Here is a 26,350-nt window from a genome sequence, read left to right as displayed (position 1 = left end):
CTCGGGGCGCGCCGCGCCCCCGGTCGTCAAACCCGGCCATCGGGGATCCCTTCGTTCTGCCCGAAGCCGTCCGCACCGTCGTCCAGGAGGGGCGAGATGAGCGGCAGCTCGTCGAGCGAGTTGATGCCGAGCTGCTGCAGGAGCAGATCGGACGTGACGTAGTTGATGGCGCCGGTCTCGGAGTCGGTGAACGACTCCTCGATGAGACCGCGCGCGACCAGCGTTCGGACGACGCCGTCGACGTTGACGGCGCGGATCGACGCGATCTGGGATCGCGTGATCGGTTGCTTGTAGGCGACGACCGCGAGGGTCTCGAGTGCGGCCTGCGACAGGCGCGAGGGACGCTCGGCCTCGACGAACTGCTCGACGACGGCGTCCAGGTCCTGGCGGACGTAGAAGCGCCAGCCGCCGCCGACCTCGCGGAGTTCGAACCCGCGGCGGGTGGTGCCGTCGACGCCGTCGAAGTCCGCGACGAGGCGTTCGACGGCCTGGCGGACGGCGGGGACGGGGGCGTTCACGGCGGCGCCGAGCGCGACGAGCGACTGGGGCTCGTCCGCGATCATCAGGATCGCCTCGAGCTGGCGGTCGATCGGGATCGCCGGGTGCGCCTGCGGGGCGCGGTCGTGCTCGGCGCGCTGGCCGTGCTCAGCGTGCTCGGCGCGCGCGTGCATCTCGTGCTCGATCGCGCGGGCGTCGGCCATCTCGTCGGCGCCGCCGGGTTCGGCGCTGGACGTGTCGTGCACGTCATCCGTCATAGTCGGCTCCCAGGTTGGCGAGGCTCTCGTCGGACCAGTCCTCGGCGGTCCATCGGAGCGTGAGTTCCCCGAGCGGCTCGAGTTGTTCGAACGAGATCGATGCGTTCCGGTACAGCTCCAGGATCGCGAGGAAGCGAGCCACCACGATACCCGTCTGGTCGACGCCCGCGACCAGTTCGCGGAACGAGACCCCCTCGCCGTCGCGTGTCCGCAGGATCGAGACGACGATCGCGGCCTGTTCGCGGATGCTGATGAGCGGCGCGTGCAGGTGGTCGAGTCCGACCGTCGGGATCTCCCGCGGGGCGAACGCCAGCGCTGCCAGTGCGGCGAAGTCCTGTACCGAGAGCGTCCACACGAGCTCGGGCGTGCGGGCGCGGAACCGCTCCTCGAGCCGGACGCTCCGGACGTGCCGACGCGACTCCACACCCCAGCGTTCGCCGAACCAGTCGGCGGCCTGCTTGAACGCCCGGTACTGCAGCAGCCGCGCGAACAGCAGGTCGCGGGCTTCGAGCAGGGCGACGTCCTCGGCGTCGACGAGCTCACCCTGCGGCAGCAGCCCGACGATCTTCAGGTCGAGCAGGGTGGCGGCGACGACGAGGAACTCGCTCGCCTCGTCGAGTTCGTCCGCCGACTCGGCCTGACGCACGTACTGGATGAACTCCCCCGTGACCGCGCCGAGCGAGACCTCGGTGATGTCGAGCTCGTGCTTCGTGATGAGCGACAGCAGGAGGTCGAACGGGCCGTCGAAGTTGGTGAGTCGGACCCGGAACCCCGACTCAGGCGACGGCGCCACGCTGGACGAGCTCTCGTGCGAGCTGCCGGTAGGCGTGGGCGGCGGCGTGGTCCGGCGCCGTCTGGGTGATCGGTCGAGCGGAGACCGTGGCGTCCGGGAACTTCACGGTGCGCCCGATGACGGTGTCGAGGACCCGGTCGTCGAACGTGTCGACGACGCGCTCCATGACCTCGCGCGAGTGCAGGGTGCGCGAGTCGTACATGGTGGGCAGGATGCCGTCGAGCGTCAGCGCCGGGTTGAGGCGGTCGCGCACCTTGTCGATCGTCTCGATGAGCAGGGCGACACCGCGCAGGGCGAAGAACTCGCACTCGAGCGGAATGAGCACCCCGTGCGCCGCGGTCAGGGCGTTGACGGTGAGCAGGCCGAGCGACGGCTGGCAGTCGACCAGGATCACGTCGTAGTCGTTCGCGACCTTGCGCAGCACGCTCGCCAGGATCTGCTCGCGGGCGACCTCGTTGACCAGGTGCACCTCGGCCGCGGACAGGTCGATGTTCGCCGGGATCACGTCGAGCCCCGGAGTGTTCGTCGGCTGGATGACCTGGATCGGGTCCTTCACGGCGCCCATCAGCAGGTCGTAGACGGTGTGGATGTCGTGCGTGCGGACACCGAGGCCCGCGGAGAGCGCACCCTGCGGGTCGAAGTCGACGGCCAGGACCTTGCGGCCGTACTCCGCCAGGGCTGCACCGAGGTTGATCGCCGTGGTGGTCTTGCCGACGCCGCCCTTCTGGTTGCAGAGAGCGATGATGCGCGCGGGGCCGGTGCTGTCGAGTTCCTCGGGCACGGGGAACTCCCGGACAGGACGACCCGTCGGACCGATGGAGGTCGCGCCGGTGGGGTTGGTCGTCGGGTTCGTGCTCACCCGGCCATCGTACCGGCGACGTCGGCCAGCCCGGGGCCGCACCGCCGCGCGCGGCCGGGTCTGCGTTGCTCGTGGCCGGGTCGGCTTTGCTCGTGGCCGGGTGCTTGGCCGACGCGGTCGCCGCTCAGGCTGCCCGCAGGGCCACGCGCATGCTGTCGACGCGTTCGGCGATGACGGCGTCCGTCGACCACCGCTGCTGCAGGCGTCCGACGAGCTCGCCGACCTGCTCGCGGTCGAGCCCGGGGTGCAACGCCAGTCCGACGGTCAGCTCCGGGCCGGCGAAGCGTCCGACCGGGTCACCGGGGGTCAGTTCGACACGGGCGACGCTGCGCTCCCCCACGACCGAGTCGGCGAACGCCTGAGCGACCTCGGGGTCCTCGAAGCACGGGGTCCACGGCAGGTCCTGGCCGAGCGCCCACACCGCGGGACGGCGCAGCACGAACTCGGTCGCCGACTTCGGGTCGAGCACGACGAGCTGCGTCTCCTCGCTCGCCGCGGCCATCGCCACCCGGCGTGACTCGACGGGCACGGGCCGGGCATCGGCGTCCCAGGCGTGCATCGCGTCGACCGAGGTGAACGCTGGCATCACGCTCCGCCCGTCCGGGCCGGCGACCGTCACGATCGAGAGCTCCTGGGTCTTGTCCACGAGCTTGCCGGCGTCGGTCTCGCCGAGGTCGCCGGCCTCGGCGATGAGCGGGATGAGCAGACGGGCGGTGCGCAGTGCATGGACGACCGCCGCCTGCGATGCACCGGCGGCCACGCCTGCGATCGCCGCGGTCAGCGCCGGGTCGGCCAGCCCGTCGTCGTCGGCGAACGCGGTGTCGTGGTGGTCGAACGTGCGGCCTTCCCACGTGAAGCCGGCCGAGTCCGCCGCGCCACCCGGGGTGTGTGCGTCGTCGGGACCGGTTGCCGCGTCCGGACCGGTTCCGCGCCCGTTCGAGATCCCCGCCACGCCGCTACTCCGAGGCGATGTCGAGTGCGGCCGGCAGCGTGAACGCCCCGGAGTACAGCGCCTTGCCGATGATCGCGCCCTCGAGCCCGAACGGCACGAGCTCGCGCAGTGCCCGCAGGTCGTCGAGCGTCGAGATCCCGCCAGAGGCCACGACGGGCTGGTCGGTCCGGTCGCACACCTGGCGCAGCAGCTCGACGTTCGGGCCCTGCAGCGTGCCGTCCTTCGTGACGTCGGTGACGACGTACCGGGCGCACCCCGCGGCCTCGAGCCGGTCGAGGACCTCCCACAGGTCGCCGGCGTCCTCGGTCCAGCCACGGCTGGCGAGGGTCGTGCCACGAACGTCGAGCCCGACGGCGATCTGCTCGCCGTACTCGCCGATCACCCGAGCGGCCCAGTCCGGGTTCTCGAGCGCCGCCGTGCCGAGGTTGACCCGGGCAGCGCCGGTGGCCAGCGCGGCTTCGAGCGAGGCGTCGTCGCGGATGCCGCCCGACAGCTCGACCGAGACGCCGTCGACCTCGCGGATCGCGTGCGCGATGACCTTGCGGTTGTCGCCCCGACCGAACGCTGCGTCGAGGTCCACCAGGTGGATCCACTCCGCGCCCTGGTCACGCCAGGTGCGCGCGGCGGCGACGGGGTCGCCGTAGCCGGTCTCGCTCCCCGCCTCGCCCTGGGTCAGCCGGACGGCCTGGCCGTCGACGACGTCGACGGCAGGCAGCAGGACGAGGGGCGAGGTGTCGGTGAGGTCGGTCATGGTCCTGTCGGTTTCGTCACGGTGGTGAAGGTGCGGTGGTGAAGGTGCGGGGTTCGGCCTGGAGGCCCGTGGCGCGTCCGGCGGCGCCGTCGCGCCCGTTGCGGGCCGGGTTCAGAGCGAGCGCACCCAGTTGGTCAGCAGGCGGATGCCCGGCTCGCCGGACTTCTCGGGGTGGAACTGGGTCGCGGTGAGCGGCCCGTTCTCGACCGCGGCGATGAACCGCTGCCCGTGTTCAGCCCACGTCAGGCCGGGAGCACGGAACGGGCCGTAGGCGTCGAGCGGGAAGTCGGTCACGCCGTACGAGTGCACGAAGTAGAACCGCTCGTCGTGCAGCCCGTCGAACAGTACGGAGTTCTCCGGTGCCTGGACGGTGTTCCAGCCCATGTGCGGCAGGACCTCGGCCTGGAGCTCCTCGACGGTGCCGGGCCACTGTCCGAGCCCCTCGACGTCGGCTCCGCGTTCGATGCCGCGGGAGAACAGCACCTGCATGCCGACGCAGATGCCGAGCACCGGACGGCCGCCAGCCAGACGGTGGTCGACGATCTCGCCGCCCTGGACGCCCTCGAGCTGGTCGATGACCGCGGCGAACGCCCCGACCCCGGGCACGAGCAGGCCGTCGGCACGGAGCGCCGCCTGCTTGTCGGAGGTCAGCGTGACCTCGGCTCCGGCCCGCTCGAGTGCCTTGGCGGCGGAGTGGACGTTGCCCGACCCGTAGTCGAGGACGACGACGTTCGGCTTCGCGGTCACAGTGCGCCCTTGGTGGAGGGGATGCCGTCGACGCGCGGGTCGAGCTCGACCGCCTTGCGCATCGCACGCGCGAACGCCTTGAACTCGGCTTCGGCGATGTGGTGCGGGTCGCGGCCACCGAGCACACGGACGTGCACGGTGATGCCCGCGTTGAACGTGATCGCCTCGAACACGTGGCGGATCATCGACCCGGTGAAGTGGCCGCCGATGCGGTGGAACTCGAACCCCTCGGGCTCACCCGAGTGCACGAGGAACGGGCGCCCGGAGACGTCGACGACCGCCTGGGCCAGCGCTTCGTCGAGGGGTACGAGGGCGTCGCCGTACCGGCCGATGCCGGACCGGTCGCCGAGGGCCTGCTTGAGGGCCTGTCCGAGCACGATGCCGGTGTCCTCGACGGTGTGGTGCACGTCGATGTCGGTGTCACCGGTCGACCGCACGCGAAGGTCGATGAGCGAGTGCTTGCTGAACGCGGTCAGCATGTGGTCGAAGAACGGCACGCTCGTCGAGATGTCGGACGAGCCGGTGCCGTCGAGGTCGAGCTCGAGTTCGACGCTCGATTCGCTCGTGCTGCGGCTGATCGAGGCGGTGCGCGCGGTCATGCCCCAACCCTAACCGGCGGCTGCTCAGCGGCGACCTGCCGCATGGCGTCGAGGAACGCGGTGGTCTCCTCTTCGGTGCCGGCACTCACCCGCAGGTGGTTCGGGATGCCGAGGTCGCGCACGATGACGTCCCGCTCGAGCAGCGACTCGAACGCGGCGTGCGGGTCGGCGACCCCGCCGAACAGGACGAAGTTCGACCAGGTCTCGTACGTCCGGTAGCCCATGGCCTGCAGCTCGATCACCATCCGGTCGCGCTGCTGCTTGATGTCGTCGACCATCGCGAGCATCTCGGGCGCGTGGCGCAGTGCGGCGACGGCGGCTGCCTGTGTCAGGACGGACAGGTGGTAGGGCAGTCGGACGAGGCGGACGGCGTCGATCACGGCGGGGTGTGCCGCCATGTAGCCGACCCGTGCACCGGCGAACGCGAAGGCCTTGCTCATGGTGCGCGACACGACGAGACGCTCACGCCCGTGCAGCAGCGTGAGGGCGCTCGGCACGTCGGCCGGCATGAACTCGGCGTAGGCCTCGTCCACCATCACGATGCCGTCGGTCGCGGCGTACGCGGCCTCGATCGTCTCGATCGGCAGCGGTGTGCCCGTGGGGTTGTTCGGCCCGCACAGGAACACGATGTCCGGACGGTGCTGCTCGATCGCCGCCACGACGGTCTCGGGCGAGATGCGGTACTCGTCGTCGCGCTCCGCCGGGATCCAGGTCGTGCCGGTGCCGGACGCCAGGATCGAGTGCATCGAGTAGGTGGGCGGGAACCCGAGGACGGAACGCCCCGGGCCACCGAAGGCCTGCAACAGCTGCTGGAGGACCTCGTTCGAGCCGTTCGCCGCCCACAGCTGTTCTGCCGACAGGCCGTGGCCGAGGTACCCGGCGAGCGACTCGCGGAGCTCCGTGAACTCGCGGTCCGGGTAGCGGTTCACCGTCGCGAGCGCCTGACGGATCGAGGCGACGATGTCGTCAGCCACGTCGTCCGGCACGGGATGCGTGTTCTCGTTGACGTTCAGCTGGACGCGGACGTGCTTCTGCGGAGCGCCGTAGGGACTCTGACCGCGGAGGTCGTCTCGGATCGGGAGGTCTTCCAGCGTGAATGCCACCGATCCATCGTAGGCCGCTGTGGCCACTGGACGACCAGCCGTCCGGACGGGACTGCCCACGACCACGTCCGGCTGCTACTGGCCGGAGGTGTACTTCGTCGGGATGGCGATCTGCTCGCCGGCCTGCAGCCCGGAGCCGTCGAGGGCGTTGAGGGTGATGACGTCCTGCACGAAGTCGCGCGGGTCGGCGTTCGGCGCGGTGTCCTCGGCCAGCTGCCAGAGCGTCTCGCCCGGCTGGATCGTGACCGTGTCGAACTGCGTCCGGGCGCCACCAGCGGCGGCGTCACCGGCGGACGCCTGGCCGCCGTTCAGGACGAAGAAGGCGACGACGATGAGGAGGGGGAGCGCGGCGAGCGTCGTGAAGACGATGCGGCCGCGGCGCGTCAGGCGCAGGCGGACGCGCACGGCGGGGGCCGCGGTGCGCTGGATGTCAGCGATGGCGATGGTGCTCATGTCGTTCTTGCCTTCCCGTTCGGGTGAACCGAAGTCGTGTACCGAACATAGTTTCGAATCAGACGACGCACAAGTCCTGAGAGAGGATTTCTGCGGGGTTTTCTTGCGACACGCTCGAACAGGTGTTTGTCCGGGGTTGACCGGTCGGATACTGTTTCGATCGACTGGGACAAGTCAAACGGGGACCACCGACATTCCCGCCACGGCCGCTCAGCACCGACGAAAGCGAGACGACGTGGTGGACGAACTGCGGGGCCAGAAGCCGCTGACCGCGAAGCAGCAGACGATCCTCGACGCCATCCGCGCGTCCATCGCCTCGCGGGGCTACCCGCCGAGCATGCGCGAGATCGGCGACGCAGCCGGGCTCTCCTCGCTGTCGAGCGTGTCCCACCAGCTCGGCCAGCTCGAGCTCGGTGGCTGGATCCGCCGCGACCCGAACCGTCCCCGTGCGCTCGAGGTCCTGGTCGACGAGCCCACGCCGGACGTCACCGGACCCGACGTCGACGCCACCACGCTCGTGCCCCTGGTCGGTCGGATCGCCGCGGGTGTCCCGATCACGGCGGAGCAGCACGTCGACGAGATCGTCCCGCTCCCCCGGCAGCTCGTCGGCTCGGGCGACCTCTTCATGCTCAAGGTCGTCGGCGAGTCGATGATCGACGCCGCGATCTGCGACGGCGACTGGGTGGTCGTCCGTGCGCAGCAGACCGCCGAGAACGGTGACATCGTCGCCGCGATGCTCGACGAAGAGGCGACCGTCAAGGTCTTCCGCCAGCGCGACGGCCACACGTGGCTGCTCCCCCGCAACACCGCGTTCGAGCCGATCCTCGGCGACGCGGCCTCGGTGCTCGGCAAGGTCGTCGCAGTCCTCCGCTCCCTCTGAGCCGCGCCGGGCACCGACCTACGCCGGGGACTGACCGGCGCACAACGACAATCGGCTCGAACCACGAGATCTCGTGGTCCGAGCCGATTGCGGTTGTGCGGCGTTGAACGGAACCGCGGCCGGAGCGCACCCGCGCGACGGACGTGGGGCGGGCCTCCCGGCTGTCAGTCGGTACCGGCCGTCAGGACGTGACGGGCGCGACCACGTACGGATCGAGCTCCGCGACCTGCCGCTGGAAGACGCGCACGCGTAGGCGGGTGCCGTCCTCGACGTAGTCGACGGAGTCGACCGCGCCCGCGTCGTGCAGCGTGGAGACGAGGTCCCCCCGGTCGTAGGGCACGACCACCGTGAGCTCGACGTCGGGCTCCGGCAGGCGCTCCTCGATGGTGCGGAGCAGCTCCGGGATGCCCTCGCCCGTGCGGGCCGACACGAAGACGGCGTCCGACGCGAGCCCGATCAGGACGAGGCGCTGTGCGTCGTCGATCAGGTCGGCCTTGTTGAACACGACGATCTCGGGGATGTCGTGCGCGCCGACGTCGCCGATGACCTCGCGCACGGTCGCGAGCTGCGCCCCGGGGTCGGGGTGCGAGCCGTCGACCACGTGCACGATGACGTCGGCCTCGCCGACCTCCTCGAGAGTGGAGCGGAACGCCTCGACCAGCTGGTGCGGCAGGTTCCGGACGAAGCCGACCGTGTCCACGAACGTGAACTCGCGGCCCTTGGTGCTCTCGGTCCGGCGGACCGTGGCGTCCAGCGTCGCGAACAGCTGGTTCTGCACCAGCACGCCGGCGCTCGTCAGACGGTTCAGGAGCGAGGACTTGCCCGCGTTCGTGTAACCGGCGATTGCGACGCTCGGCACCTCGTTGCGGTGACGGTCCGCACGCTTCGCCTCGCGCGCGGGGCGGAACCCGGCGATCTGGCGGCGGAGTTTCGACATGCGGGTGTGGATGCGACGGCGGTCGAGCTCGATCTTCGTCTCACCGGGACCACGCGACCCCATGCCCGCACCGCCGGAGACCTGACCACCGGCCTGCCGGGACATCGAGTCACCCCAGCCGCGCAGTCGGGGCAGCAGGTACTGGAGCTGCGCGAGCTCGACCTGGGCCTTGCCCTCTCGGGTCTTCGCGTGCTGGCTGAAGATGTCGAGGATCACGGCCGTGCGGTCGATGACCTTCACCTTCACCACGTCCTCGAGCGCGCGGCGCTGCGACGGGGCGAGCTCGGTGTCCGCGATCACCGTGTCGGCGCCGGTGGCCTTGACGACCATCGCGAGCTCTTCTGCCTTGCCCTTGCCGAGGTAGGTCGCCGGGTCGGGGTTCGGTCGACGCTGGAGGAGCCCGTCGAGGACCACCGCGCCGGCCGTCTCGGCCAGGGCGGACAGCTCCCGCAGGGAGTTCTCGGCGTCCTGCGCATCACCGTGCGGGTACACGCCGATCAGGACGACTTGCTCGAGCCGCAGCTGGCGGTACTCGACTTCGGTGACGTCCTCGAGCTCGGTGGAGAGGCCGGCCACGCGGCGCAGGGCCGCCCGGTCCTCACGGTCGTACTGGTCGCCGTCGCCGTCCCACCCGTGCTCGTCGACCGAGCGGGTCTGGATCGCCTGGGCGGGGGCGAAGATGGACGATGCTGCGCGGCGGTCGGCGTTGCGCAACACCCGTTCGACGACACCGTCTGCGCTGTCGTCGTTGGTCTGGTCGTTCTGCTGATGGGTATCCGTCATCCTGTCCACAGGGTACCTCCGGCGGGCCTCGGACACACCGGGTTCCCGCTACGGTTCATCCATGGCGAACGACCACTACTTCTCCGCGAACCCGTCATCGGACACCCGCGAACGCCAGATCGACGTCACCCTCTCCGGCCGGTCGCTCACGCTGACCACGGCCGCAGGGGTCTTCAGCCCGGACGGCCTCGACCGCGGCACCCGCGTGCTGCTCGGTTCCGTCCCGCCGCCCGCGCACGACGGCGCGCTGCTCGACGTCGGCTGCGGCTGGGGCCCGATCGCGATCACGATGGCGCTGCACTCCCCCGACGCGTCGGTGTGGGGCGTCGACGTCAACGAACGGGTGCTCGGCTTGGCGCGAACCAACGCCGAGGCCGCCGGTGCGTCGAACGTCACCATCGCCCTGCCCGACGACGTCCCGGACGACCTGCGGTTCCGGACGATCTGGTCGAACCCGCCGATCCGCGTCGGCAAGGACGAACTCCACGAGATCCTGCTGACGTGGCTGCCCCGGCTCGAGGTCGAGGGCGACGCCTGGCTCGTGGTGTCGAAGGACCTCGGGGGTGACTCGTTGCAGAAGTGGCTCGTCGGTGCGCTCGGGGCAGGGTTCCACGTCGCGCGGGCGTCCACCGACAAGGGGTTCCGCGTCATCCGGGTGCGCCGGACGGCGTAGGCGGGCGCGCGGCGCGCCGCGCGCCGCTGCGCGCCGCCGCGCGGCGCCGGGCGGCGCCGGGCGCGCGCTGCGCGCCCGCGCCACTTCGTGAGCAGAAATGGTCGAGTCGCCGCAGCGCACCCGACCATTTCTGCTCACGAAGCGAAGCGCGCCGCGCGCGCCACGCGGCCCCCGCGAAGCGCGCCCCGCACGCCGCGGCCCGCGCGCCCTGCGTCAGACCGTCAGGTCGCCGGAGAACACCAGCTCGGCGGGACCGGACAGCGAGACGTGCTCGCCGTCCTCCGCCGCGAACATCCGGACCGTCACGACCCCGCCCGGCACCCGTACGCGCCAGGTGTCCGGCGCGCCGGAACCCACCCAGTACCGCGTCGCGAGGGCCGCAGCCACCGCACCGGTGCCGCACGACAGCGTCTCGCCGCTGCCCCGCTCGTGCACCCGCATCGTGATCTCGCCGACGCCGTCGTTGATCAGGGGGTCGCCGGGCAGCACGAACTCGACGTTGGCACCGTGTTCGGGCGCCGGGTCGAGCACGGGCAGGAAGGTCAGGTCGAGGTCGGCGAGTTCGTCCTCGGTCGCGACGGCGACGACCACGTGCGGGTTGCCGACGTCGATGCCGATGCCGGGCCGGGCGCCGTCGAGGTTCTTGGCGCGCACCATGACGTCGTCCGAGCCGCCGTCCTCGATGCCCAGCCCCCACCGGCCGAGGTCGGCAGCGAAGCCGTTCGTGGTCCGCTGGATGTCGACCAGGCCCTTGCGGCTGCCGACGGTCAGGGTCTCGCCGGGTGCGAGCTCGACCAGGCCGGACTCGGTCAGGTACCGCGCGAACACCCGGATCCCGTTGCCGCACATCTCGGCGACCGTGCCGTCGGCGTTGTGGTAGTCCATGAACCACGTCGCCGCGGGTTCGACGGCCACCAGGGCGCGACCTTCGGGGATCGATTCGGACCGCACCGCACGGATCACGCCGTCGCCGCCCACGCCGAAGCGTCGGTCCGCGATCGCGCGGATCCGCTCGGGGGTCAGGTCGACGGTGGCGTCGGGGTCGGCGAACAGGACGAAGTCGTTGCCGGTCCCCTGGCCCTTGGTGAAGTGCAGCTCGGTCACGGGACGATCCTACGGGCCAGTTCCGACAGGTCCCCGCGGTCGGCTCCGGTGACGTCGAGGGTCTCGGCGTCGGCGTAGCGGCGGAACCAGGACACCTGCCGTCGGGCGTACTTGCGCGTCGCGATGCCGGTCGCCTCGACCGCGGCCTCGATCGTGGAGGTCCCCCGCAGCACGTCGAGCGCCTGCGAGTACCCGATCGCGGCCCGCGCGGTCTTCCCTTGCTCGATGCCCTGCTCGCGCAGAGCCGCGACCTCGTCGACGAGTCCGGCGGCGAACATCCCCGCCGCACGCGCGTGCAGCGCCGCGACCAGCTGCTCACGATCCCGTCGCAGGTGCAGGATGCGGGACGGTCGCCAGGCGCGGGGCGCGGACGGGAGGCTCGGGGTCACGACCTCGGACCGGCTCGCGATCTCGAGTGCCCGGATCAACCGCCGTGGGTTGCGTGCATCGATCGTCGCTGCGGCCGCCGGGTCCAGGCCGCGGAGCCGCTCGAGCAGGATGCCCGGACCGAGCTCGTCGTGCTCGCGCTCGAGCTGCGCGCGGAGTTCCGGGTCGGTGCCGGGGAACGCCAGGTCGAACAGGACGGAGGACACGTAGAGCCCGCTGCCGCCGACGAGCACGGCGACGCCGCCGTCCGCCTGGATCCGGTCCACGTCGGCTCGGGCAGCCACCTGGTACGCGGCGACGCTCGCCTCGTCGGTGACGTCGAGCACGTCGAGTTCGTGGTGCGGGATGCCGTGCCGTTCGTCGAACGACAGCTTGGCGGTGCCGATGTCCATGCCCCGGTACAGCTGCATGGCATCCGCGTTGACGATCTCGGCGTTCCGGCCGGCGGCGCGGAGGCGTTCGGCGATCGCGATCCCGAGGTCGGACTTGCCCGTCCCGGTCGCGCCGACGACGGCGATCAGATCAGCGTCGGAGGCATCGAGCCCGCAGTGCTGGGCCGGGTCGCGCTCGGGGCCGTCCCCGACGGGGGCGTCAGCGCCCGACACGGAGCGTCGGCAGCCCGAGCGACACCGGCCGCGGACCGTCGCCGGGCGCCGCCGGGGTCGGCACGCCGCAGCTCTCGGCCTCGGCGCGGTCCCAGGCGTCGCCCGCTCGGGTGCGCCGGATGCGCAGCGGAGCGTCGTCGTCGGCGATCAGGAAGTGCGGAGCCGCTCGGGTGATCTCGACCGTCACGACGTCGCCGGGTCGCGGGACAGCGGAGCCCTCCGGCACGGCGAAGTGCACGAGCCGCGAGTCCTCGGCGCGTCCGGACAACCGGCGGGTGGCGTCGTCCTTCCGCCCCTCGCCCGTCGCTACGAGGACCTCGACGCTCCGGCCGACCTGCGCGGCGTTCTCTTCGGCGGTGATGCGTTCCTGCAGCGCGACGAGCCGCTCGTACCGCTCCTGCACGACGTGCTTCGGCAGCTGGTCGTCCATCGTCGCTGCCGGGGTGCCGGGACGGATCGAGTACTGGAACGTGAAGGCGCTGGCGAACCGTGCCTGCTCGACGACGCGGAGGGTGTCCGCGAAGTCCTCTTCCGTCTCGCCGGGGAACCCGACGATGATGTCGGTCGAGATCGCCGCGTTCGGGATCTTGGCGCGCACCCGGTCGAGGATGCCGAGGAACCGCTCGCTCCGGTAGCTCCGCCGCATGGCCTTGAGGACCCGGTCGGACCCGGACTGCAACGGCATGTGCAGCTGCGGCATGACGTTCGGGGTCTCGGCCATGGCGTCGATGACGTCGTCGGTGAAGGCTGCCGGGTGCGGGCTCGTGAAGCGGATGCGCTCGAGGCCGTCGATGGCGCCGGCCGCGCGCAGCAGCTTGCCGAACGCCTGACGGTCGCCGAACTCGACCCCGTACGAGTTCACGTTCTGCCCGAGCAGCGTGACCTCGATCGCACCGTCGTCGACGAGCGCCTGGATCTCGGCGAGGACGTCACCCGGGCGGCGGTCCTTCTCCTTGCCGCGGAGCGACGGGACGATGCAGAACGTGCACGTGTTGTTGCACCCGACCGAGATCGACACCCAACCGCTGTGGGTCGAGTCACGCTTGGTCGGCAGCGTCGACGGGAACACGTCGAGCGCTTCGAGGATCTCGATCTGCGCCTCGTCGTTGTGCCGCGCACGTTCGAGCAGCGTCGGCAACGAGCCCATGTTGTGCGTGCCGAAGACCACGTCCACCCACGGCGCCTTCTCGAGGATGACGTTCTTGTCCTTCTGCGCCAGGCACCCACCGACGGCGATCTGCATGCCCGGGTGGTCGCGCTTGATGCCCGCGAGCTGCCCGAGGTTGCCGTACAGACGGTTGTCCGCGTTCTCGCGCACCGCACAGGTGTTGATCACGACGACGTCGGCCTGCTCTCCGTCCGCGGCCGTGTAGCCCGCCGCCTGCAGCGACCCGCTCAGCCGCTCGGAGTCGTGCACGTTCATCTGGCACCCGTAGGTGCGGACTTCGTAGGTGCGCTGGCGCGCTGCGACGGTGGCCATGGTCGTCCCAGTGTAGGTCGGGGCGACTACTCGAAGCGCACGGTCCCGCGGCCCGTCGGAGGGCGGCGTCCGCCGCCGTCGAGGGCCCGCTGAACGGCGATCCGCACCACGCCCGAGCCGTAGCCCTTGCGCATCAGGAACCCCGACAACCGACGCTCGGCGGTCGCACGGTCGAGCCCACGCATCTGCGGCGCACGCTTGTCGGCGAGCTCCTGGGCGCGGATGAACTCGTCGTCCTCGTCGTCGGCGGCTTCGTCGAGCGCGGTGTCGATCGCGATCTGGTCGATTCCACGACGACGCAACTCGGTGACCACGCCCTGCCGCCCCAGACCCTTGCGGGCGTGCAAGCGGTCCACCAGGTCGGTGGCGAGGGCGACGTCGTCGAGCAGCCCGACGCGGGTCAGGCGTTCGATCTCGTGCTCGACCACGTCGGGGTCGAGGTCCTGCTGGGTGAGCAGTGTCCGCATCTCGGACTCGCTCACGCCCTTGCGGCCGAGCGCCCGCATGCTGAGCCGCTCGGCGTCGGCGCGTTGCTCGTCCAGGGGACGCGGAGCATCCGCAGGGTCGAGTTCTTCGCCACCGGCGATCGAGAAGACCGACGCCGTCGTGGCGTCCGCCCCGTCGTCGTCGTAGCCGTCCTGCTCGGCCCGCGCGGTCCGGCCGGAACCGTCGCCGATGACCGGCGAGACCCAGTCGGCCTGTGCACGCGGCCCGCGGATGGGCAACGGGACGGGGGTGTCCGCATCGTCTTCGAGCACGGGCTCCGGAATGCTGGGCACCGTCTGCTCGGGTTCGGGGGTGGGCTCCGCAGCTGCCGGGGCCCGACGACGGGACCTCGCACCGAACAGGTCGGTGACCGGTGCGAGGCCGTCGTCGTCGTGGTCGGTGCTCACGCGCCCTTGCGCTCCGCGAGCTTCGGCGCGATCGACTCGACCGGAGCCTCATCCGCCTTGGCAGCACCGACACCGAGCTTGGCGAGGATCTTGCCCTCGATCTCAGCCGCGGTGTCGGGGTTCTGGATCAGGAAGGAACGCGAGTTCTCCTTGCCCTGCCCGAGCTGGTCGCCGTCGTAGGTGTACCAGGCACCCGACTTCTTGACGATGCCGTGGTCGACACCGAAGTCGAGCAGCGAGCCTTCGCGCGAGATGCCGACGCCGTACAGGATGTCGAACTCGGCCTGCTTGAAGGGCGGCGCCATCTTGTTCTTGACGACCTTGACACGCGTGCGGTTGCCCACCGCGTCGGTGCCGCTCTTGAGCGTCTCGATGCGACGGATGTCGAGGCGGACGGACGCGTAGAACTTCAGTGCCTTACCGCCCGAGGTGGTCTCCGGGGAACCGAAGAACACGCCGATCTTCTCGCGCAGCTGGTTGATGAAGATCATCGTGGTCTGCGTCTGGTTCAGCCCACCGGCGAGCTTGCGCAGCGCCTGGGACATGAGGCGGGCTTGCAGACCGACGTGGGAGTCACCCATCTCGCCCTCGATCTCGGCGCGCGGCACCAGTGCTGCGACCGAGTCGATCACGATGAGGTCGATCGAGCCGGAGCGGACGAGCATGTCCGCGATCTCGAGCGCCTGCTCGGCGGTGTCCGGCTGCGACACGAGCAGGGCGTCGATGTCGACACCGAGCTTCTTGGCGTACTCCGGGTCGAGCGCGTGCTCGGCGTCGATGAAGGCCGCGATGCCACCGGCGCGCTGGGCGTTGGCGATGGCGTGGATGGTGAGGGTCGTCTTACCCGAGGACTCCGGGCCGTAGATCTCGACGATGCGGCCGCGGGGCAGTCCGCCGATGCCGAGCGCGACGTCGAGCGCCACCGACCCGGTCTGGATGACGTTGACGGGGGCGCGTTCGTCCGAACCGAGGCGCATGATCGCACCCTTGCCGAACTGCCTGTCGATCTGTGCGAGTGCGGTCTCGAGGGCCTTTTCGCGGTCTGCCGGTGATGGCATGGGGTGCTCCTTCGTGCTCGTGTTCGGCCGCCTGTAGGCTGTCGCGTCCACGCCGGCCGGTGGTGCAAGGCCGATGGTTCTGCGACAAGGCTTCGGGCTGTTCCCGATGTCCATCAACCTATGGCTGGCCACCGACATCACTGCCGACGGTCACGCGATCTGTGGATGGAACACCCGGGCGACGCCGCTGTGGAGGAACGTACCACCGATCGAACACCCGTTCGAGCAACACGCCGAACACAGTTTCGGTCGGTGGCGTTGGCGCGACGGAGCGCGGATGCCTCAGTTCTGCGGCTCGGCCAGCCCCTTGCCGTGCCGCCGGTCGAGCGGGACGTCCTGCGAGTCGCAGAGGGCATCCCACACCCGGCGGGCGTCGATGCCGGCGGCGAGGGCGTCCACGGCCGAGCGGCCACCGAGGTCCTCGAGCACGACGTCACGGCTGACCACGGACCCGTAGGCCTCGCCGAACACCTGGTCGACGGCACGCCAGAACTCACTCACCCGCATCCGACAAGCCTAAAGCGTCCCCGAACACACAGCGCCCCGGACGCAGAACGCCCCCGTCGGGAGGTTCCGGCGGGGGCGGTCAGTGCGAGGCGCTCAGCGCACCGCGAGGTCGTTGTCGAACTCGGCGACGAGGTCGTCCGGGAGCGTGTCGGGGACGGGAGTGAGTCCCTCGACGATCGCGAGGCGGTCGCCCACCTCGCGCATGATCGTGGAGATGGGGGTGTCCAGCGCGTCCGCGACGGACGCGAGGATCTCCGAGCTGGCCTCTTTCTGACCACGCTCGACCTCACTGAGGTACCCGAGAGCCACACTGGCCTTGGACGCGACCTGACGGAGGGTCCGGCCCTTCTGCAAGCGGAAGTCCCGAAGCACATCGCCGATTTCCTGACGAACGAGAACCATGAGAACTCCTCCTCTCTGTCGTCTCCGCGCCCGCCCGATCCGGAGGATCGAGTTCGGGTTCAGCAACTTTAGCGTTGCCGGTTGAAGCATGCTAACCAGGCTGGCTGCCGTCCTGCTGGAGATTGCGTGAGATGTAACCCAGTGGAAACGGGACCTATTCCCGGCCCCGGACCACGGACGACATCCGTGTCAGGAGTTCGGAGACGGACGCCGTCCGGATTGCACCGCGGTCCCCGTCGAGGTGGAGTTCCCAGGCAGTGGCGCCGTCCGCCGACGCGATGCCGACGTAGACGGTGCCGACCGGCTTGCCGTCCTGCGGGTCCGGCCCGGCGACACCGGTCGTGCTGATCCCCCACGTCGCCGGCTCACCATCGACGGACAGCGCGATGCGGACACCGGCCGCCATCTGCCGCGCGACCTCGGGATCGACGGCCCCGTTGGCCGCCAGCAACGCCGACGACACCCCGAGCACGGTGTGCTTGACGGGCGTCGCGTAGGCCACGACTCCCCCGCGCACCACGGCGCTCGCCCCCGGAACACCGACGAGCGTCGACACCACCAACCCGCCGGTGAGCGACTCCGCCACGGCGACGGTCTCACCGCGACGCGTCAGGTCGGCGACCAGGTGCTGCGCGATCGCGTCGACCGTGTCGGCAGGGCCGGGAGGCACGGCGCCGGTCGCGTCGTCGGCCTGCGTCACGCGGTGGTCCGGTTGTGCTTCCACGCCTGGTACAGGTAGTCGATGCCGCTGAGCACGGTCGCCAGGAAGGCGGCGCTCATCAGCACCACGTTGACCCAGTGCGCCCAGTCGCCGACGAGCTCCCACCACGGGAAGAGTGCCGACGTCAGGGCGACGGCCTGCAGCACGGTCTTGATCTTGCCACCGCGACTGGCCGGGATCACCCGGTCCGACAGCACCGCGAAGCGGAACACCGTGATGCCGATCTCGCGCACCATGATGAGCACCGTCACGTACCAGGGCAGTTCGGCCAGGATCGACAGGGCGACGAGCGCGCCGCCGATCAGGACCTTGTCGGCGATCGGGTCGACGAGCTTGCCGAAGTCGGTGACCAGGTTTTGCCGTCGGGCGATGATGCCGTCGGCGCTGTCGGTCACGATCGCGACGACGAAGACGATCGCCGCCCAGATGCGCAGCGGGCCGTCGTTACCGGCATCGGCGAGGAGCAGCACGAAGAACAGCGGCGCCATCAGGATGCGCACCACGGTGATGATGTTCGCGACGTTCGCCGTCGATGCGGGGCCGGGACCCTTGCGGAGCAGTCGCCCGCGCCAGGGGAACTTCGCGCCGTGTGTCGTGGCGCCGTCCGTCGTCTCCGTGCCGTCCGAGGCGGTCATCGCCTTCACTCCCTGCCCGTCAGTCCCCACGCGTCCTCATCGGGCTCGTCGTGCACTTCATCGTACCCGCGGGTCATGTCGCCCACGGGGTCGCCACCGTAGCGGTCGCCGTCGTCACCCGGGCCGGGCACGGGGGCCACGGGCGCCGGAGCAGCCGGCGGCTCCTCGCCGCGGAGCTTCGCGAGCACCGCGGGCAGCTGGTCGGTGGTGACGAGCACGTCCCGGGCCTTCGACCCCTCGGACGGCCCGACGATGTCGCGGGACTCCATCAGGTCCATCAGGCGACCGGCCTTGGCGAAGCCGACCCGGAGCTTGCGCTGCAGCATCGAGGTCGAGCCGAACTGCGTCGAGACGACCTGTTCGACCGCCGCGAGCAGCAGTTCGAGGTCGTCGCCGATGTCGGCGTCGATCTCCTTGCGCTCGACCACGGCCTGGACGTCCTGGCGGTACTCGGGCTGGGCCTGGCGGGTGACGTGCTGGACGACCTCGGCGACCTCGCCCTCCTGCACCCACGCTCCCTGCACGCGCAGGGACTTCGACGACCCCATCGGCAGGAAGAGCGCGTCGCCCTGACCGATGAGCTTGTCCGCGCCGGGCTGGTCGAGGATGACGCGGGAGTCCGTGACGCTCGTCACCGCGAAGGCGATGCGGGACGGCACGTTCGCCTTGATCAGGCCGGTGATGACGTCCACCGACGGGCGCTGCGTCGCGAGCACCAGGTGGATGCCGGCGGCACGGGCGAGCTGGGTGATGCGGACGATCGACTCCTCGACGTCGCGCGGGGCGACGAGCATGAGGTCCGCGAGCTCGTCGACGACGACGAGCAGGTACGGGTACGGCTTGAGCTTCCGCTCGCTGCCGGCGGGCAGGACGATCTCGTTGTTCTCGATCGCCTTGTTGAAGTCGTCGACGTGGCGGAACCCGAACGACGCCAGGTCGTCGTACCGCATGTCCATCTCCTTCACGACCCACTGCAGCGCTTCGGCCGCCTTCTTCGGGTTCGTGATGATGGGCGTGATGAGGTGCGGGACACCCGCGTAGATCGAGAGCTCGACGCGCTTCGGGTCGACCAGGACCATGCGGACCTCGGACGGTTTCGCCCGCATGAGCAGCGACGTGATCATCGAGTTGATGAAGACCGACTTGCCGGAACCGGTCGAACCGGCGACGAGCAGGTGCGGCATCTTCGCCAGGTTCGCGACGACGAAGCCGCCCTCGACGTCCTTGCCGACGCCGATCGTCATCGGGTGCTTCGACTTCCGCGCCGCGTTCGAGCGCAGCACGTCGCCGAGGGACACGATCTCGCGGTCGGAGTTCGGGATCTCGACACCGATGGCGCTCTTGCCCGGGATCGGCGAGAGGATCCGGACCTCGTTGGAGGCCACCGCGTACGACAGGTTCTTCGACAGCGCCGTGACGCGCTCGACCTTGACACCCGGTCCGAGCTCGATCTCGTAGCGGGTGACCGTCGGGCCGCGGGAGAACCCGGTGACCTTCGCGTCGACCTTGAACTCCGTCAGCACGCCGGTGATGGCGGCGACGATGTCGTCGTTCGCCTGGCTGCGAGCGACCGAGGGGGTGCCGGAGCTCAGGGTGGTGGCGGCCGGCAGGCGGTACGGCTTCGACGGGTCGTCGTCGGTCGCCGCCGCGGAGAGTTCCTCGGGCTCGTCGACGACGGGGTCCTCGACGAGGGGTGCCGCGACCACGTCGGGAACCGCGGGGCGGATCGCAGCGGTCGGCTCCGGACGCGCGGGGACGTCGGTGCCGAAGTCCCGCAGGGCCTGCTCGGCGACCTGCAGGTCCTGTTCGACGGAGTCGTTGAGGTTGACCGACGCGGGTTCGGCCGGCGTCAGGTCCACGAGACCGGCCGCAGCGCCCGCGTTGGGGTTGACCACCGGGGCAGCGGGTGCAGCCGCCGCGGCGGGCGGGGCCGTCGGTGCGACACCGGTGGCCGGGGGCAGGACGGGGCTGTCGTACGCCGGGTCCTCTTCGCGCCCGGACTTGTTCCGCCGCCACCACGGCACGTTGTCGCCGCCGGCGTCACCGTCGGCAGCGGCCTGCTCCTCGCCGAAGCCGAGGTCGTCGAACAGCTGGAAGTCGGTGTCGCCCTTCTTGCCGCGCTTGGTCGTCTTGGTTCGGGCGGCGGGTGCGGCTGCTGCCGCTTCGACCTCGGGCTCGGCGGCCGGGGCCGGCGCTCCGAACAGGTACGCGTACAGCTCGTGCAGCCGACGCCCGACCTTGTTCGGCGGCGTCTTGGTGATGATGAAGAGGGAGAGCACGAGCAGCACGATCGCCACCGGGACCGCGACCCAGGCGGTCGCGATCGTGACGAGCCAGCCGATCACGACCCAGCCGAGCACCCCGCCGGCCGCAGCCAGGGCGGGCATGCCGTCCGCTGCGCTCGGCTGCCCGCCGAAGACGTGGCAGAGCGAGGCGATCGCGACGAGCAGGATCCCGAGGCCGATGCCGATCCGGGTGTTGTCGTGCACCGAGGCCGGGTGCCGGAACAGCCATCCGGCGAACACGATCATGATCACCGGCAGGGCGAACGCCAACCGGCCGAACAGCCCGCCGAACGTGTACGCGTCGAGGGCGACCGACACCCCGTTCGTCGGGTTGAGCCACTCGACGACCGCACCGGCGATGGCCAGCACGAACAGCAGGAACGGGAACCCGTCACGCCGCTGGTCCTTCTCGAGGGACTCCTTGCCGAGCAGTCGGAACATCGCGCCGACGCCGTGCGCCATCGCGAGCCAGAACGTCACGAGCGGGTTCTGCTCGCGGAACACCGGTGTCGGTGCCGCCTGCGGCAGCTTCTTCGTCGTGGCCTGGGTGCGCGACGAACCGCGCGTCCCGTTCCCACGGGACGACGTGGACGCGCGCGAGCGCGTGGTCGACTTGGTGCCTCCGGCCATGGGCAGAACCCTAATCCCCACTCAGGACAAACCAAGGGAGGCCCGCCGCAGCATCCGTGACGGACGCTGGACGGGCCTCCCGGTCGACCGCGATGAACGCGACCGACGCGCTACGCCTCGATGACCACCGGGACGATCATCGGACGGCGGCGGTGCTTGGTGTTGACCCAGCGGCCGACCGTGCGGCGGACGACCTGCGCGAACGCGTGCGAGTCGCGCGTGCCGTTCGCGGCAGCCTCGGCGATCGCCTTGGCGATCTGGGGACGGACGTCGTCGAACACGGAGTCGTCCTCGGCGAAGCCGCGCGACTGGATCTCCGGGCCGATGACGCACTGGCCGGTGGTGAAGTCCACCGCGGCGAAGACCGAGATGAAGCCCTCTTCGGACAGCACGCGGCGGTCCTTGAGGTCGGCGTCGGTGATCTCGCCCACGGTCGAGCCGTCGACGTACACGTAGCCGATGTCGAGCTGCCCGGCGACCGTCGCGACGCCGTCCTTCAGGTCGACGACGATGCCGTCCTGCCCGAGGATCACGTTGCGCGGCGGCACACCCGTCTGGATCGCCAGGTCGGCGTTCGCGTACAGGTGGCGGTGTTCGCCGTGCACGGGCAGGACGTTGCGCGGACGCAGGATGTTGTAGCAGTAGAGCAGTTCGCCGGCCGAGGCGTGTCCGGAGACGTGCACCTTGGCGTTGCCCTTGTGCACGACCTTCGCGCCGAGCTTCGTCAGCCCGTCGATGACGCGGTACACGGCGTTCTCGTTGCCCGGGATCAGCGACGAGGCGAGGATGACGGTGTCGCCCTCGCCGATCTCGATCTGGTGCTCGAGGTTCGCCATGCGCGCGAGCACGGCCATCGGCTCGCCCTGCGACCCAGTCGACATGTAGACGATCTGGTCGTCGGGGACGTTCTTCGCCTTCTTGGTGTCGATGAGGACGTTCTCGGGCACGCGGAGGTAGCCGAGGTCGGCGGCGATGGTCATGTTGCGGATCATCGAGCGCCCCATGAACGCGACCTTGCGGTTCGCGGCCGCGGCGGCGTCGAGGACCTGCTGCACACGGTGCACGTGCGACGAGAAGCTCGCCACGACGACCTTCTTGCGGGCGCGCGTGATGATGTTCTCGAGGACCGGGCCGATGTCGCGCTCAGGGGCGGTGAAGCCGGGCACGTCGGCGTTCGTGGAGTCCGGCAGGAACAGGTCGACGCCCTGCTCCCCCAGACGCGCGAACGCACGGAGGTCGGTGATGCGGTCGTCCAGCGGGAGCTGGTCCATCTTGAAGTCACCCGTGTGCAGGACACGACCGGCGGGGGTCGTGATCGACACGGCGAGGGCGTCCGGGATGGAGTGGTTCACGGCCACGAACTCGAGGTGGAACGGGCCGAGCTGCTCGGTCTGGTCCTCGGCCACGACGAGCGTGTACGGCTTGATCCGGTGTTCCTTGAGCTTCGCCTCGACGAGCGCGAGGGTCAGCGTGGAGCCGATCAGCGGGATGTCGTCGCGGAGCTTCAGCAGGTACGGCACGGCGCCGATGTGGTCCTCGTGGCCGTGCGTGAGCACGACACCGAGGACGTCGTCGAGACGGTCACGGATCGGCGCGAAGTCCGGCAGGATCAGGTCGACCCCCGGCTGGTGCTCCTCGGGGAAGAGCACGCCGGCGTCGACGATGAGCAGCTTGCCCTCGTACTCGTAGACGGTCATGTTGCGACCGATCTCGCCGAGTCCCCCGATGGGGATGACGCGGAGGGTGCCGGGTTCGAGCGGCTGCGGTGTGGAGACTTGTGTGGGCATTCGGTCCTACGGATTCAGGCGACGCGCGAGGAGCGCGCCGCGGTGTTCGCTAGCGGGTGGTGCCTGGCACCTTTGGTAGTGCGCCGCCGGCCGCAGCGTTGCGGTCGGGGCGGAAGTTCGAGAAGTCGGCGCCGGGCACGTCGCGCACGGCTTCGAGCGAGGTCTCGATGGCGTACGCCTCGGAGTCCTCGGGGCCGACGAGCGGCAGACGGACGCGCGGGCTGCCGATGCGGCCGAGCCCGTGCAGGATGTACTTCGCCGCGACCGTGCCGGGCACGTGGGTCATCACGGCGCGGACGAGTGGCTCGACGCGCTTGTGCTCGGCGGTGGCGGTCGCCAGGTCGCCGCGGTTCACGGCGTCGATGATGGTGCGGTACGGCGTGCTCGTGATGTTCGCGGTGACGCCGATCAGGCCCGTCGCGCCGATCGACAGGTGCGGGAGCACGTTGGTGTCGTCGCCGGAGAAGTACATGAGGTCGGTGTTGTTGAGCACGCGGGACACCTCGGCGAAGTCGCCCTTGGCGTCCTTCACGGCGAGGATGTTCGGGTGGTGCGACGCCCGCACGATCGTCTCGTACGTGATCGGGATGCCGGTTCGCCCCGGGATGTCGTACAGGATCACCGGCAGGTCGGTGGCGTCGGCGATCATCCGGAAGTGGGTGAGCACCCCCGACTGGGTCGGCTTGTTGTAGTACGGCGTGACGATCATCACGCCGTCCGCGCCGGCCTTCTCGCTCTGCTTGTACAGGTGGATCGCGTGCGCGGTCTCGTTCGACCCGCCACCCGTGATGATCTTCGCGCGGCCCGCGGCGACGGACTTGCCGACCTCGACCAGACGGAGCTTCTCGGGGTCGGTCAGGGTGCTGGTCTCGCCGGTCGTCCCGGTGACGACGATGCCGTCGGCGCCGGCGGTGATGCAGTCGTCGATGTGCTGCTCGACGCCGGGCCAGTCGACCTCACCGTCGGCCGTGAACGGGGTCACGAGGGCGACGAGGACCTGACCGAAGGGATTCTCACGCGGGGACACGGGCACCAGCGTACCGGGGATAGACGCGATGGCCGCCGTCCGGGCGGACGGTCGCCTGCCTGCGGCGCGGACGGGAGGCCCGGATCGCGTCCGTCCTGCCGCTCACGCCCGGTGTCGCGCGCGCCCGGCGGTGTCCGGAACCTGGTTCCGCGCCAGCTGCGCCCCGCTGCGGTCTTCGCGCCCCGACTCTTCGGGGCGCGGCGCCCGCACGGGGGCGCGCGGCGCACACCGACGCGGCGCCCGCACGCTCAGGCGCTGCTCCGGCGCCACTCGAGGAAGCGGTAGCGCGTTCCCGTGCGGGACTCCTGCCACGGGCCCTCGTCGGTGAGCGTCCATCCGGCCGACTCGCCGAGCGTCGGTGCGACGGTGTCGCCGGGCACGTCGACGTCGATGACGGTCTCGGACACCCGGTCGGCACGGTCCAGCGCCGCGGCGTAGACCTGGCCGCCGCCGATGACCCAGACGGGGCTGTCGGCACCGTCGGCACCGTCGAGCGCGGCGCGGAGGTCGTGCACGACCTCGGCGCCGTCGGCGGTCCAGGACGCGTCGCGGGTGAGCACCACGTTGCGCCGACCGGGCAGCGGGCGGAAGCGTTCCGGCAGGGACTCCCAGGTGCGACGGCCCATGAGCACCGTGGCGTCGCCGGTGACCTGCTTGAAGTGCGCGAGGTCCTCGGGCACGTGCCAGGGCATGCCGCCGTCGGCCCCGATGACCCCGTCGGTCGACCGGGCCCAGACCATGCCGATCATCAGACGGCGACCGCGGCCTTGATCGCCGGGTGGTGGTGGTAGCCGACGACGGTGAAGTCCTCGTACTCGTAGTCGTCGATCGAGTCGCGCGGCGCGAGCTCGAGCGTCGGCAGGGCGTACGCCGTGCGGGACAGCTGCCCCTCGACCTGCTCGACGTGGTTGTCGTAGACGTGGCAGTCGCCGCCGGTCCAGACGAAGTCGCCGACCTCGAGCCCGGTCTGCGCGGCGATCATGTGGGTGAGCAGCGCGTACGACGCGATGTTGAAGGGGACGCCGAGGAACATGTCGGCGCTGCGCTGGTAGAGCTGGCACGAGAGCTTGCCGTCGTTGACGTAGAACTGGAAGAACGCGTGGCACGGTGCGAGCGCCATGTCCGGGATCTCGGCGACGTTCCACGCCGAGACGATGAGCCGGCGGCTGTCCGGGTTCGTGCGGATCTGGTCGATGACCTGGGCGATCTGGTCGACGTGCTCGCCGGACGGGGTCGGCCACGAGCGCCACTGCACGCCGTAGACGGGGCCGAGGTCGCCGTCCTCGTCCGCCCACTCGTTCCAGATCCGGACACCGTGCTCCTGCAGCCAGGTGGCGTTGCCGTCGCCGCGTAGGAACCAGAGCAGCTCGTACGCGATCGACTTGAAGTGCACGCGCTTCGTGGACACGAGCGGGAAGCCCTTCGACAGGTCGTAGCGGAGCTGCGCGCCGAACAGGCTGCGGGTCCCGGTGCCGGTGCGGTCACCCTTCGGCGTGCCCTCGGTCAGGACCCGGCGGAGCAGGTCCTCGTACGGGGTCGGCACGGTGGGGTCGGGCTGCACGGTCTCGCTGTCGCTCACACACAGAAGCCTACGTCGGCGTGAGTAGCGTTGCCGGCATGGCAGACACGGCGGCAGAGCCCCTCTCGATCCTGATCGCCGGCGCGTCCGGTTTCATCGGCACCCCGCTCGTCCGCGCGCTGCGCGAGGCGGGCCACCACGTGACCACGCTCGTCCGGCGCGAGCCGCACACGGCCACCGAGTTCCGCTGGGCTCCGGGTCGCCGGCCGCTCGACCCAGCCATCGTCGACGGTGCCGACGTGGTGATCAACCTGGCGGGGGCGAACATCGGCAAGCTGCCCTGGACCGCGAAGTACCGCGAGGAGATCCGGCGCTCCCGCGTCGACGCGACCGACACCCTGGTCGAGGCCATGCGGCACGCCAGCACTCCCCCGGCGCTGTTCCTGTCCGGATCGGCGTCCGGCGTGTACGGCGACCGCCCGGCGGACGTCCTGCAGGACGACGCGGCCCCCGGCACCGGGTTCCTCGCCGAGGTCTGCACCGCGTGGGAATCCGCGGCGAACGCTGCCCCGGACGGCGTCCGCGTGGTGACCCTGCGCACGGGCATCGTGATCGGCGAGGGCGGCGGCGCGCTCGCACCCCTCATCCCGCTCACCCGGGCAGGGCTCGGCGGTCGCCTCGGCACCGGCGGGCAGCACTGGCCGTGGATCGCACTCGAGGACGAGGTCGGGGCGATCGTGCACCTGGCGACGAGCCCGTCGGCGTCCGGTGTCAGCGGACCGGTGAACCTCTCCGGGCCGGAAGCCGTCGTCGCCGACCGCATCACGAAGCGCGTCGCCGAGGACCTGCACCGGCCGTACCTGTTCCGGATCCCGGAGTTCGCGCTGCGCCTCGCGCTGCAGGACGCCGCCGACGAGATGCTGCTGTCGAGTCAGCGGATGGTGCCGACGAAGCTGCTCGAGTCCGGCTACACGTTCCGGTACACGCGTGCCGTGGACGCCGTCGACGCGGTCCTCTGACCAGGT

27 protein-coding genes are annotated in these 26,350 nt (G+C 70.6%); 3 read left to right on the top strand and 24 right to left on the bottom strand.

The genetic code is table 11. The annotated features are described in order from the left end of the window. Positions 1-26 precede the first annotated feature (26 nt). From scpB to EDF47_RS18165, 9 genes are all read right to left on the bottom strand, one after another. Positions 27-755: an SMC-Scp complex subunit ScpB gene (gene scpB, locus EDF47_RS18205; RefSeq protein WP_185021036.1), complete on the bottom strand. Its 729-nt coding sequence runs from the start codon at positions 753-755 to the stop codon at positions 27-29. Beyond that, positions 745-1,548 (bottom strand): ScpA family protein, encoded by an 804-nt coding sequence (locus tag EDF47_RS18200; protein ID WP_111084610.1) that lies wholly within the window; start codon positions 1,546-1,548, stop codon positions 745-747. Before EDF47_RS18200 ends, scpB begins: the two co-directional genes overlap by 11 nt. Further along, the gene (locus EDF47_RS18195) at positions 1,532-2,407 is read right to left on the bottom strand and encodes a ParA family protein (RefSeq protein WP_111084609.1); all 876 of its coding nucleotides are present in this window, start codon (positions 2,405-2,407) and stop codon (positions 1,532-1,534) included. The genes EDF47_RS18200 and EDF47_RS18195 overlap by 17 nt, the downstream gene beginning before the upstream one ends. Before the next feature lie 124 nt (positions 2,408-2,531). Beyond that, positions 2,532-3,359: an SseB family protein gene (locus EDF47_RS18190; RefSeq protein ID WP_123293900.1), complete on the bottom strand. Its 828-nt coding sequence runs from the start codon at positions 3,357-3,359 to the stop codon at positions 2,532-2,534. A gap of 4 nt (positions 3,360-3,363) precedes the next feature. Next, positions 3,364-4,110, bottom strand: a complete 747-nt coding sequence (priA, locus tag EDF47_RS18185; RefSeq protein ID WP_111084607.1) for a bifunctional 1-(5-phosphoribosyl)-5-((5-phosphoribosylamino)methylideneamino)imidazole-4-carboxamide isomerase/phosphoribosylanthranilate isomerase PriA — start codon at positions 4,108-4,110, stop codon at positions 3,364-3,366. Between the two features lie 111 nt (positions 4,111-4,221). Then, a complete protein-coding gene (gene hisH / locus EDF47_RS18180; protein ID WP_132099706.1) occupies positions 4,222-4,857 on the bottom strand; it encodes an imidazole glycerol phosphate synthase subunit HisH in 636 nt (211 codons plus the stop codon). Beyond that, positions 4,854-5,456, bottom strand: a complete 603-nt coding sequence (hisB, locus tag EDF47_RS18175; RefSeq protein ID WP_111084605.1) for an imidazoleglycerol-phosphate dehydratase HisB — start codon at positions 5,454-5,456, stop codon at positions 4,854-4,856. Before hisB ends, hisH begins: the two co-directional genes overlap by 4 nt. Further along, complete coding sequence (locus EDF47_RS18170; protein WP_133938994.1) at positions 5,453-6,559, bottom strand: histidinol-phosphate transaminase; 1,107 nt, start codon at positions 6,557-6,559, stop codon at positions 5,453-5,455. The genes hisB and EDF47_RS18170 overlap by 4 nt, the downstream gene beginning before the upstream one ends. A 75-nt stretch (positions 6,560-6,634) precedes the next feature. Further along, positions 6,635-7,012: a LysM peptidoglycan-binding domain-containing protein gene (locus tag EDF47_RS18165; protein WP_133938996.1), complete on the bottom strand. Its 378-nt coding sequence runs from the start codon at positions 7,010-7,012 to the stop codon at positions 6,635-6,637. 235 nt (positions 7,013-7,247) lie between these two features. Here EDF47_RS18165 and lexA point away from each other — a divergent pair, with 235 nt between their 5' ends. Next, positions 7,248-7,892 carry a transcriptional repressor LexA gene (lexA, locus tag EDF47_RS18160; RefSeq protein ID WP_123293903.1) on the top strand — a complete coding sequence of 215 codons (645 nt, stop codon included), beginning with the start codon at positions 7,248-7,250 and terminating at the stop codon, positions 7,890-7,892. Positions 7,893-8,073: 181 nt separating this feature from the next. On the opposite strand, the gene hflX is transcribed toward lexA, so the two are convergent. Beyond that, the gene (gene hflX, locus EDF47_RS18155; RefSeq protein ID WP_111084601.1) at positions 8,074-9,612 is read right to left on the bottom strand and encodes a GTPase HflX; all 1,539 of its coding nucleotides are present in this window, start codon (positions 9,610-9,612) and stop codon (positions 8,074-8,076) included. A 61-nt stretch (positions 9,613-9,673) separates the two neighbouring features. Between hflX and EDF47_RS18150 the strand changes: the two genes are divergently transcribed. Beyond that, positions 9,674-10,285, top strand: a complete 612-nt coding sequence (locus EDF47_RS18150; protein WP_133938998.1) for a methyltransferase — start codon at positions 9,674-9,676, stop codon at positions 10,283-10,285. A 213-nt stretch (positions 10,286-10,498) separates the two neighbouring features. On the opposite strand, the gene dapF is transcribed toward EDF47_RS18150, so the two are convergent. The 14 genes from dapF to EDF47_RS18080 form a co-directional block, all read right to left on the bottom strand. Next, the gene (dapF, locus tag EDF47_RS18145; protein ID WP_123293905.1) at positions 10,499-11,389 is read right to left on the bottom strand and encodes a diaminopimelate epimerase; all 891 of its coding nucleotides are present in this window, start codon (positions 11,387-11,389) and stop codon (positions 10,499-10,501) included. Next, complete coding sequence (miaA, locus tag EDF47_RS18140; RefSeq protein ID WP_347876475.1) at positions 11,386-12,381, bottom strand: tRNA (adenosine(37)-N6)-dimethylallyltransferase MiaA; 996 nt, start codon at positions 12,379-12,381, stop codon at positions 11,386-11,388. Before miaA ends, dapF begins: the two co-directional genes overlap by 4 nt. Next, positions 12,368-13,861, bottom strand: a complete 1,494-nt coding sequence (gene miaB / locus EDF47_RS18135) for a tRNA (N6-isopentenyl adenosine(37)-C2)-methylthiotransferase MiaB (RefSeq protein ID WP_123938804.1) — start codon at positions 13,859-13,861, stop codon at positions 12,368-12,370. Before miaB ends, miaA begins: the two co-directional genes overlap by 14 nt. Positions 13,862-13,887: 26 nt before the next feature. Next, positions 13,888-14,754 (bottom strand): regulatory protein RecX, encoded by an 867-nt coding sequence (locus EDF47_RS18130; protein WP_123673447.1) that lies wholly within the window; start codon positions 14,752-14,754, stop codon positions 13,888-13,890. After that, on the bottom strand, positions 14,751-15,812 hold the full coding sequence (recA, locus tag EDF47_RS18125; protein ID WP_133939000.1) for a recombinase RecA: 1,062 nt from the start codon (positions 15,810-15,812) through the stop codon (positions 14,751-14,753). Before recA ends, EDF47_RS18130 begins: the two co-directional genes overlap by 4 nt. Positions 15,813-16,094: 282 nt before the next feature. Then, a complete protein-coding gene (locus EDF47_RS18120) occupies positions 16,095-16,319 on the bottom strand; it encodes a DUF3046 domain-containing protein (protein WP_111084594.1) in 225 nt (74 codons plus the stop codon). Positions 16,320-16,412: 93 nt separating this feature from the next. Next, the gene (locus EDF47_RS18115; RefSeq protein WP_027464765.1) at positions 16,413-16,721 is read right to left on the bottom strand and encodes a helix-turn-helix transcriptional regulator; all 309 of its coding nucleotides are present in this window, start codon (positions 16,719-16,721) and stop codon (positions 16,413-16,415) included. Between the two features lie 154 nt (positions 16,722-16,875). After that, positions 16,876-17,358 (bottom strand): CinA family protein, encoded by a 483-nt coding sequence (locus tag EDF47_RS18110; protein ID WP_123939007.1) that lies wholly within the window; start codon positions 17,356-17,358, stop codon positions 16,876-16,878. Between the two features lie 59 nt (positions 17,359-17,417). After that, a complete protein-coding gene (gene pgsA / locus EDF47_RS18105; protein WP_133939030.1) occupies positions 17,418-18,086 on the bottom strand; it encodes a CDP-diacylglycerol--glycerol-3-phosphate 3-phosphatidyltransferase in 669 nt (222 codons plus the stop codon). Then, positions 18,083-20,992, bottom strand: coding sequence for a DNA translocase FtsK (locus tag EDF47_RS18100; RefSeq protein ID WP_133939002.1), 2,910 nt, complete (start codon positions 20,990-20,992; stop codon positions 18,083-18,085). Before EDF47_RS18100 ends, pgsA begins: the two co-directional genes overlap by 4 nt. Positions 20,993-21,102: 110 nt before the next feature. Beyond that, positions 21,103-22,779 (bottom strand): ribonuclease J, encoded by a 1,677-nt coding sequence (locus EDF47_RS18095; RefSeq protein ID WP_111084591.1) that lies wholly within the window; start codon positions 22,777-22,779, stop codon positions 21,103-21,105. A gap of 49 nt (positions 22,780-22,828) precedes the next feature. Beyond that, entirely contained in the window at positions 22,829-23,806 is a 978-nt protein-coding gene (gene dapA, locus EDF47_RS18090; protein WP_111084638.1) for a 4-hydroxy-tetrahydrodipicolinate synthase, read from the bottom strand. Between the two features lie 248 nt (positions 23,807-24,054). Further along, complete coding sequence (locus tag EDF47_RS18085; protein ID WP_133939004.1) at positions 24,055-24,555, bottom strand: dihydrofolate reductase; 501 nt, start codon at positions 24,553-24,555, stop codon at positions 24,055-24,057. After that, positions 24,555-25,385 (bottom strand): thymidylate synthase, encoded by an 831-nt coding sequence (locus EDF47_RS18080; protein ID WP_133939006.1) that lies wholly within the window; start codon positions 25,383-25,385, stop codon positions 24,555-24,557. Before EDF47_RS18080 ends, EDF47_RS18085 begins: the two co-directional genes overlap by 1 nt. Before the next feature lie 38 nt (positions 25,386-25,423). Between EDF47_RS18080 and EDF47_RS18075 the strand changes: the two genes are divergently transcribed. Then, positions 25,424-26,344: a TIGR01777 family oxidoreductase gene (locus tag EDF47_RS18075; protein ID WP_123938808.1), complete on the top strand. Its 921-nt coding sequence runs from the start codon at positions 25,424-25,426 to the stop codon at positions 26,342-26,344. The last annotated feature ends 6 nt before the right edge of the window (positions 26,345-26,350 follow it).

Source organism: Curtobacterium sp. PhB190 (genome assembly GCF_004365385.1).
GTDB lineage: Bacteria > Actinomycetota > Actinomycetes > Actinomycetales > Microbacteriaceae > Curtobacterium.
The sequence above is the reverse complement of the archived record's forward strand: the minus strand, read 5'-3'. Positions and strand labels throughout refer to the sequence as shown.

Bases quoted from the DNA above. Each gene is read 5' to 3' on its own strand.
- EDF47_RS18150 (WP_133938998.1), top strand. From the start codon at position 9,674: ATGGCGAACGACCACTACTTCTCCGCGAACCCGTCATCGGACACCCGC.
- scpB (WP_185021036.1), bottom strand. From the start codon at position 755: ATGACGGATGACGTGCACGACACGTCCAGCGCCGAACCCGGCGGCGCC.
- EDF47_RS18085 (WP_133939004.1), bottom strand. From the start codon at position 24,555: ATGATCGGCATGGTCTGGGCCCGGTCGACCGACGGGGTCATCGGGGCC.
- EDF47_RS18075 (WP_123938808.1), top strand. From the start codon at position 25,424: ATGGCAGACACGGCGGCAGAGCCCCTCTCGATCCTGATCGCCGGCGCG.
- EDF47_RS18115 (WP_027464765.1), bottom strand. From the start codon at position 16,721: ATGGTTCTCGTTCGTCAGGAAATCGGCGATGTGCTTCGGGACTTCCGC.
- EDF47_RS18165 (WP_133938996.1), bottom strand. From the start codon at position 7,012: ATGAGCACCATCGCCATCGCTGACATCCAGCGCACCGCGGCCCCCGCC.
- priA (WP_111084607.1), bottom strand. From the start codon at position 4,110: ATGACCGACCTCACCGACACCTCGCCCCTCGTCCTGCTGCCTGCCGTC.
- EDF47_RS18100 (WP_133939002.1), bottom strand. From the start codon at position 20,992: ATGGCCGGAGGCACCAAGTCGACCACGCGCTCGCGCGCGTCCACGTCG.
- hisB (WP_111084605.1), bottom strand. From the start codon at position 5,456: ATGACCGCGCGCACCGCCTCGATCAGCCGCAGCACGAGCGAATCGAGC.
- miaB (WP_123938804.1), bottom strand. From the start codon at position 13,861: ATGGCCACCGTCGCAGCGCGCCAGCGCACCTACGAAGTCCGCACCTAC.
- hflX (WP_111084601.1), bottom strand. From the start codon at position 9,612: ATGACGGATACCCATCAGCAGAACGACCAGACCAACGACGACAGCGCA.
- EDF47_RS18095 (WP_111084591.1), bottom strand. From the start codon at position 22,779: ATGCCCACACAAGTCTCCACACCGCAGCCGCTCGAACCCGGCACCCTC.
- EDF47_RS18120 (WP_111084594.1), bottom strand. From the start codon at position 16,319: ATGCGGGTGAGTGAGTTCTGGCGTGCCGTCGACCAGGTGTTCGGCGAG.
- recA (WP_133939000.1), bottom strand. From the start codon at position 15,812: ATGCCATCACCGGCAGACCGCGAAAAGGCCCTCGAGACCGCACTCGCA.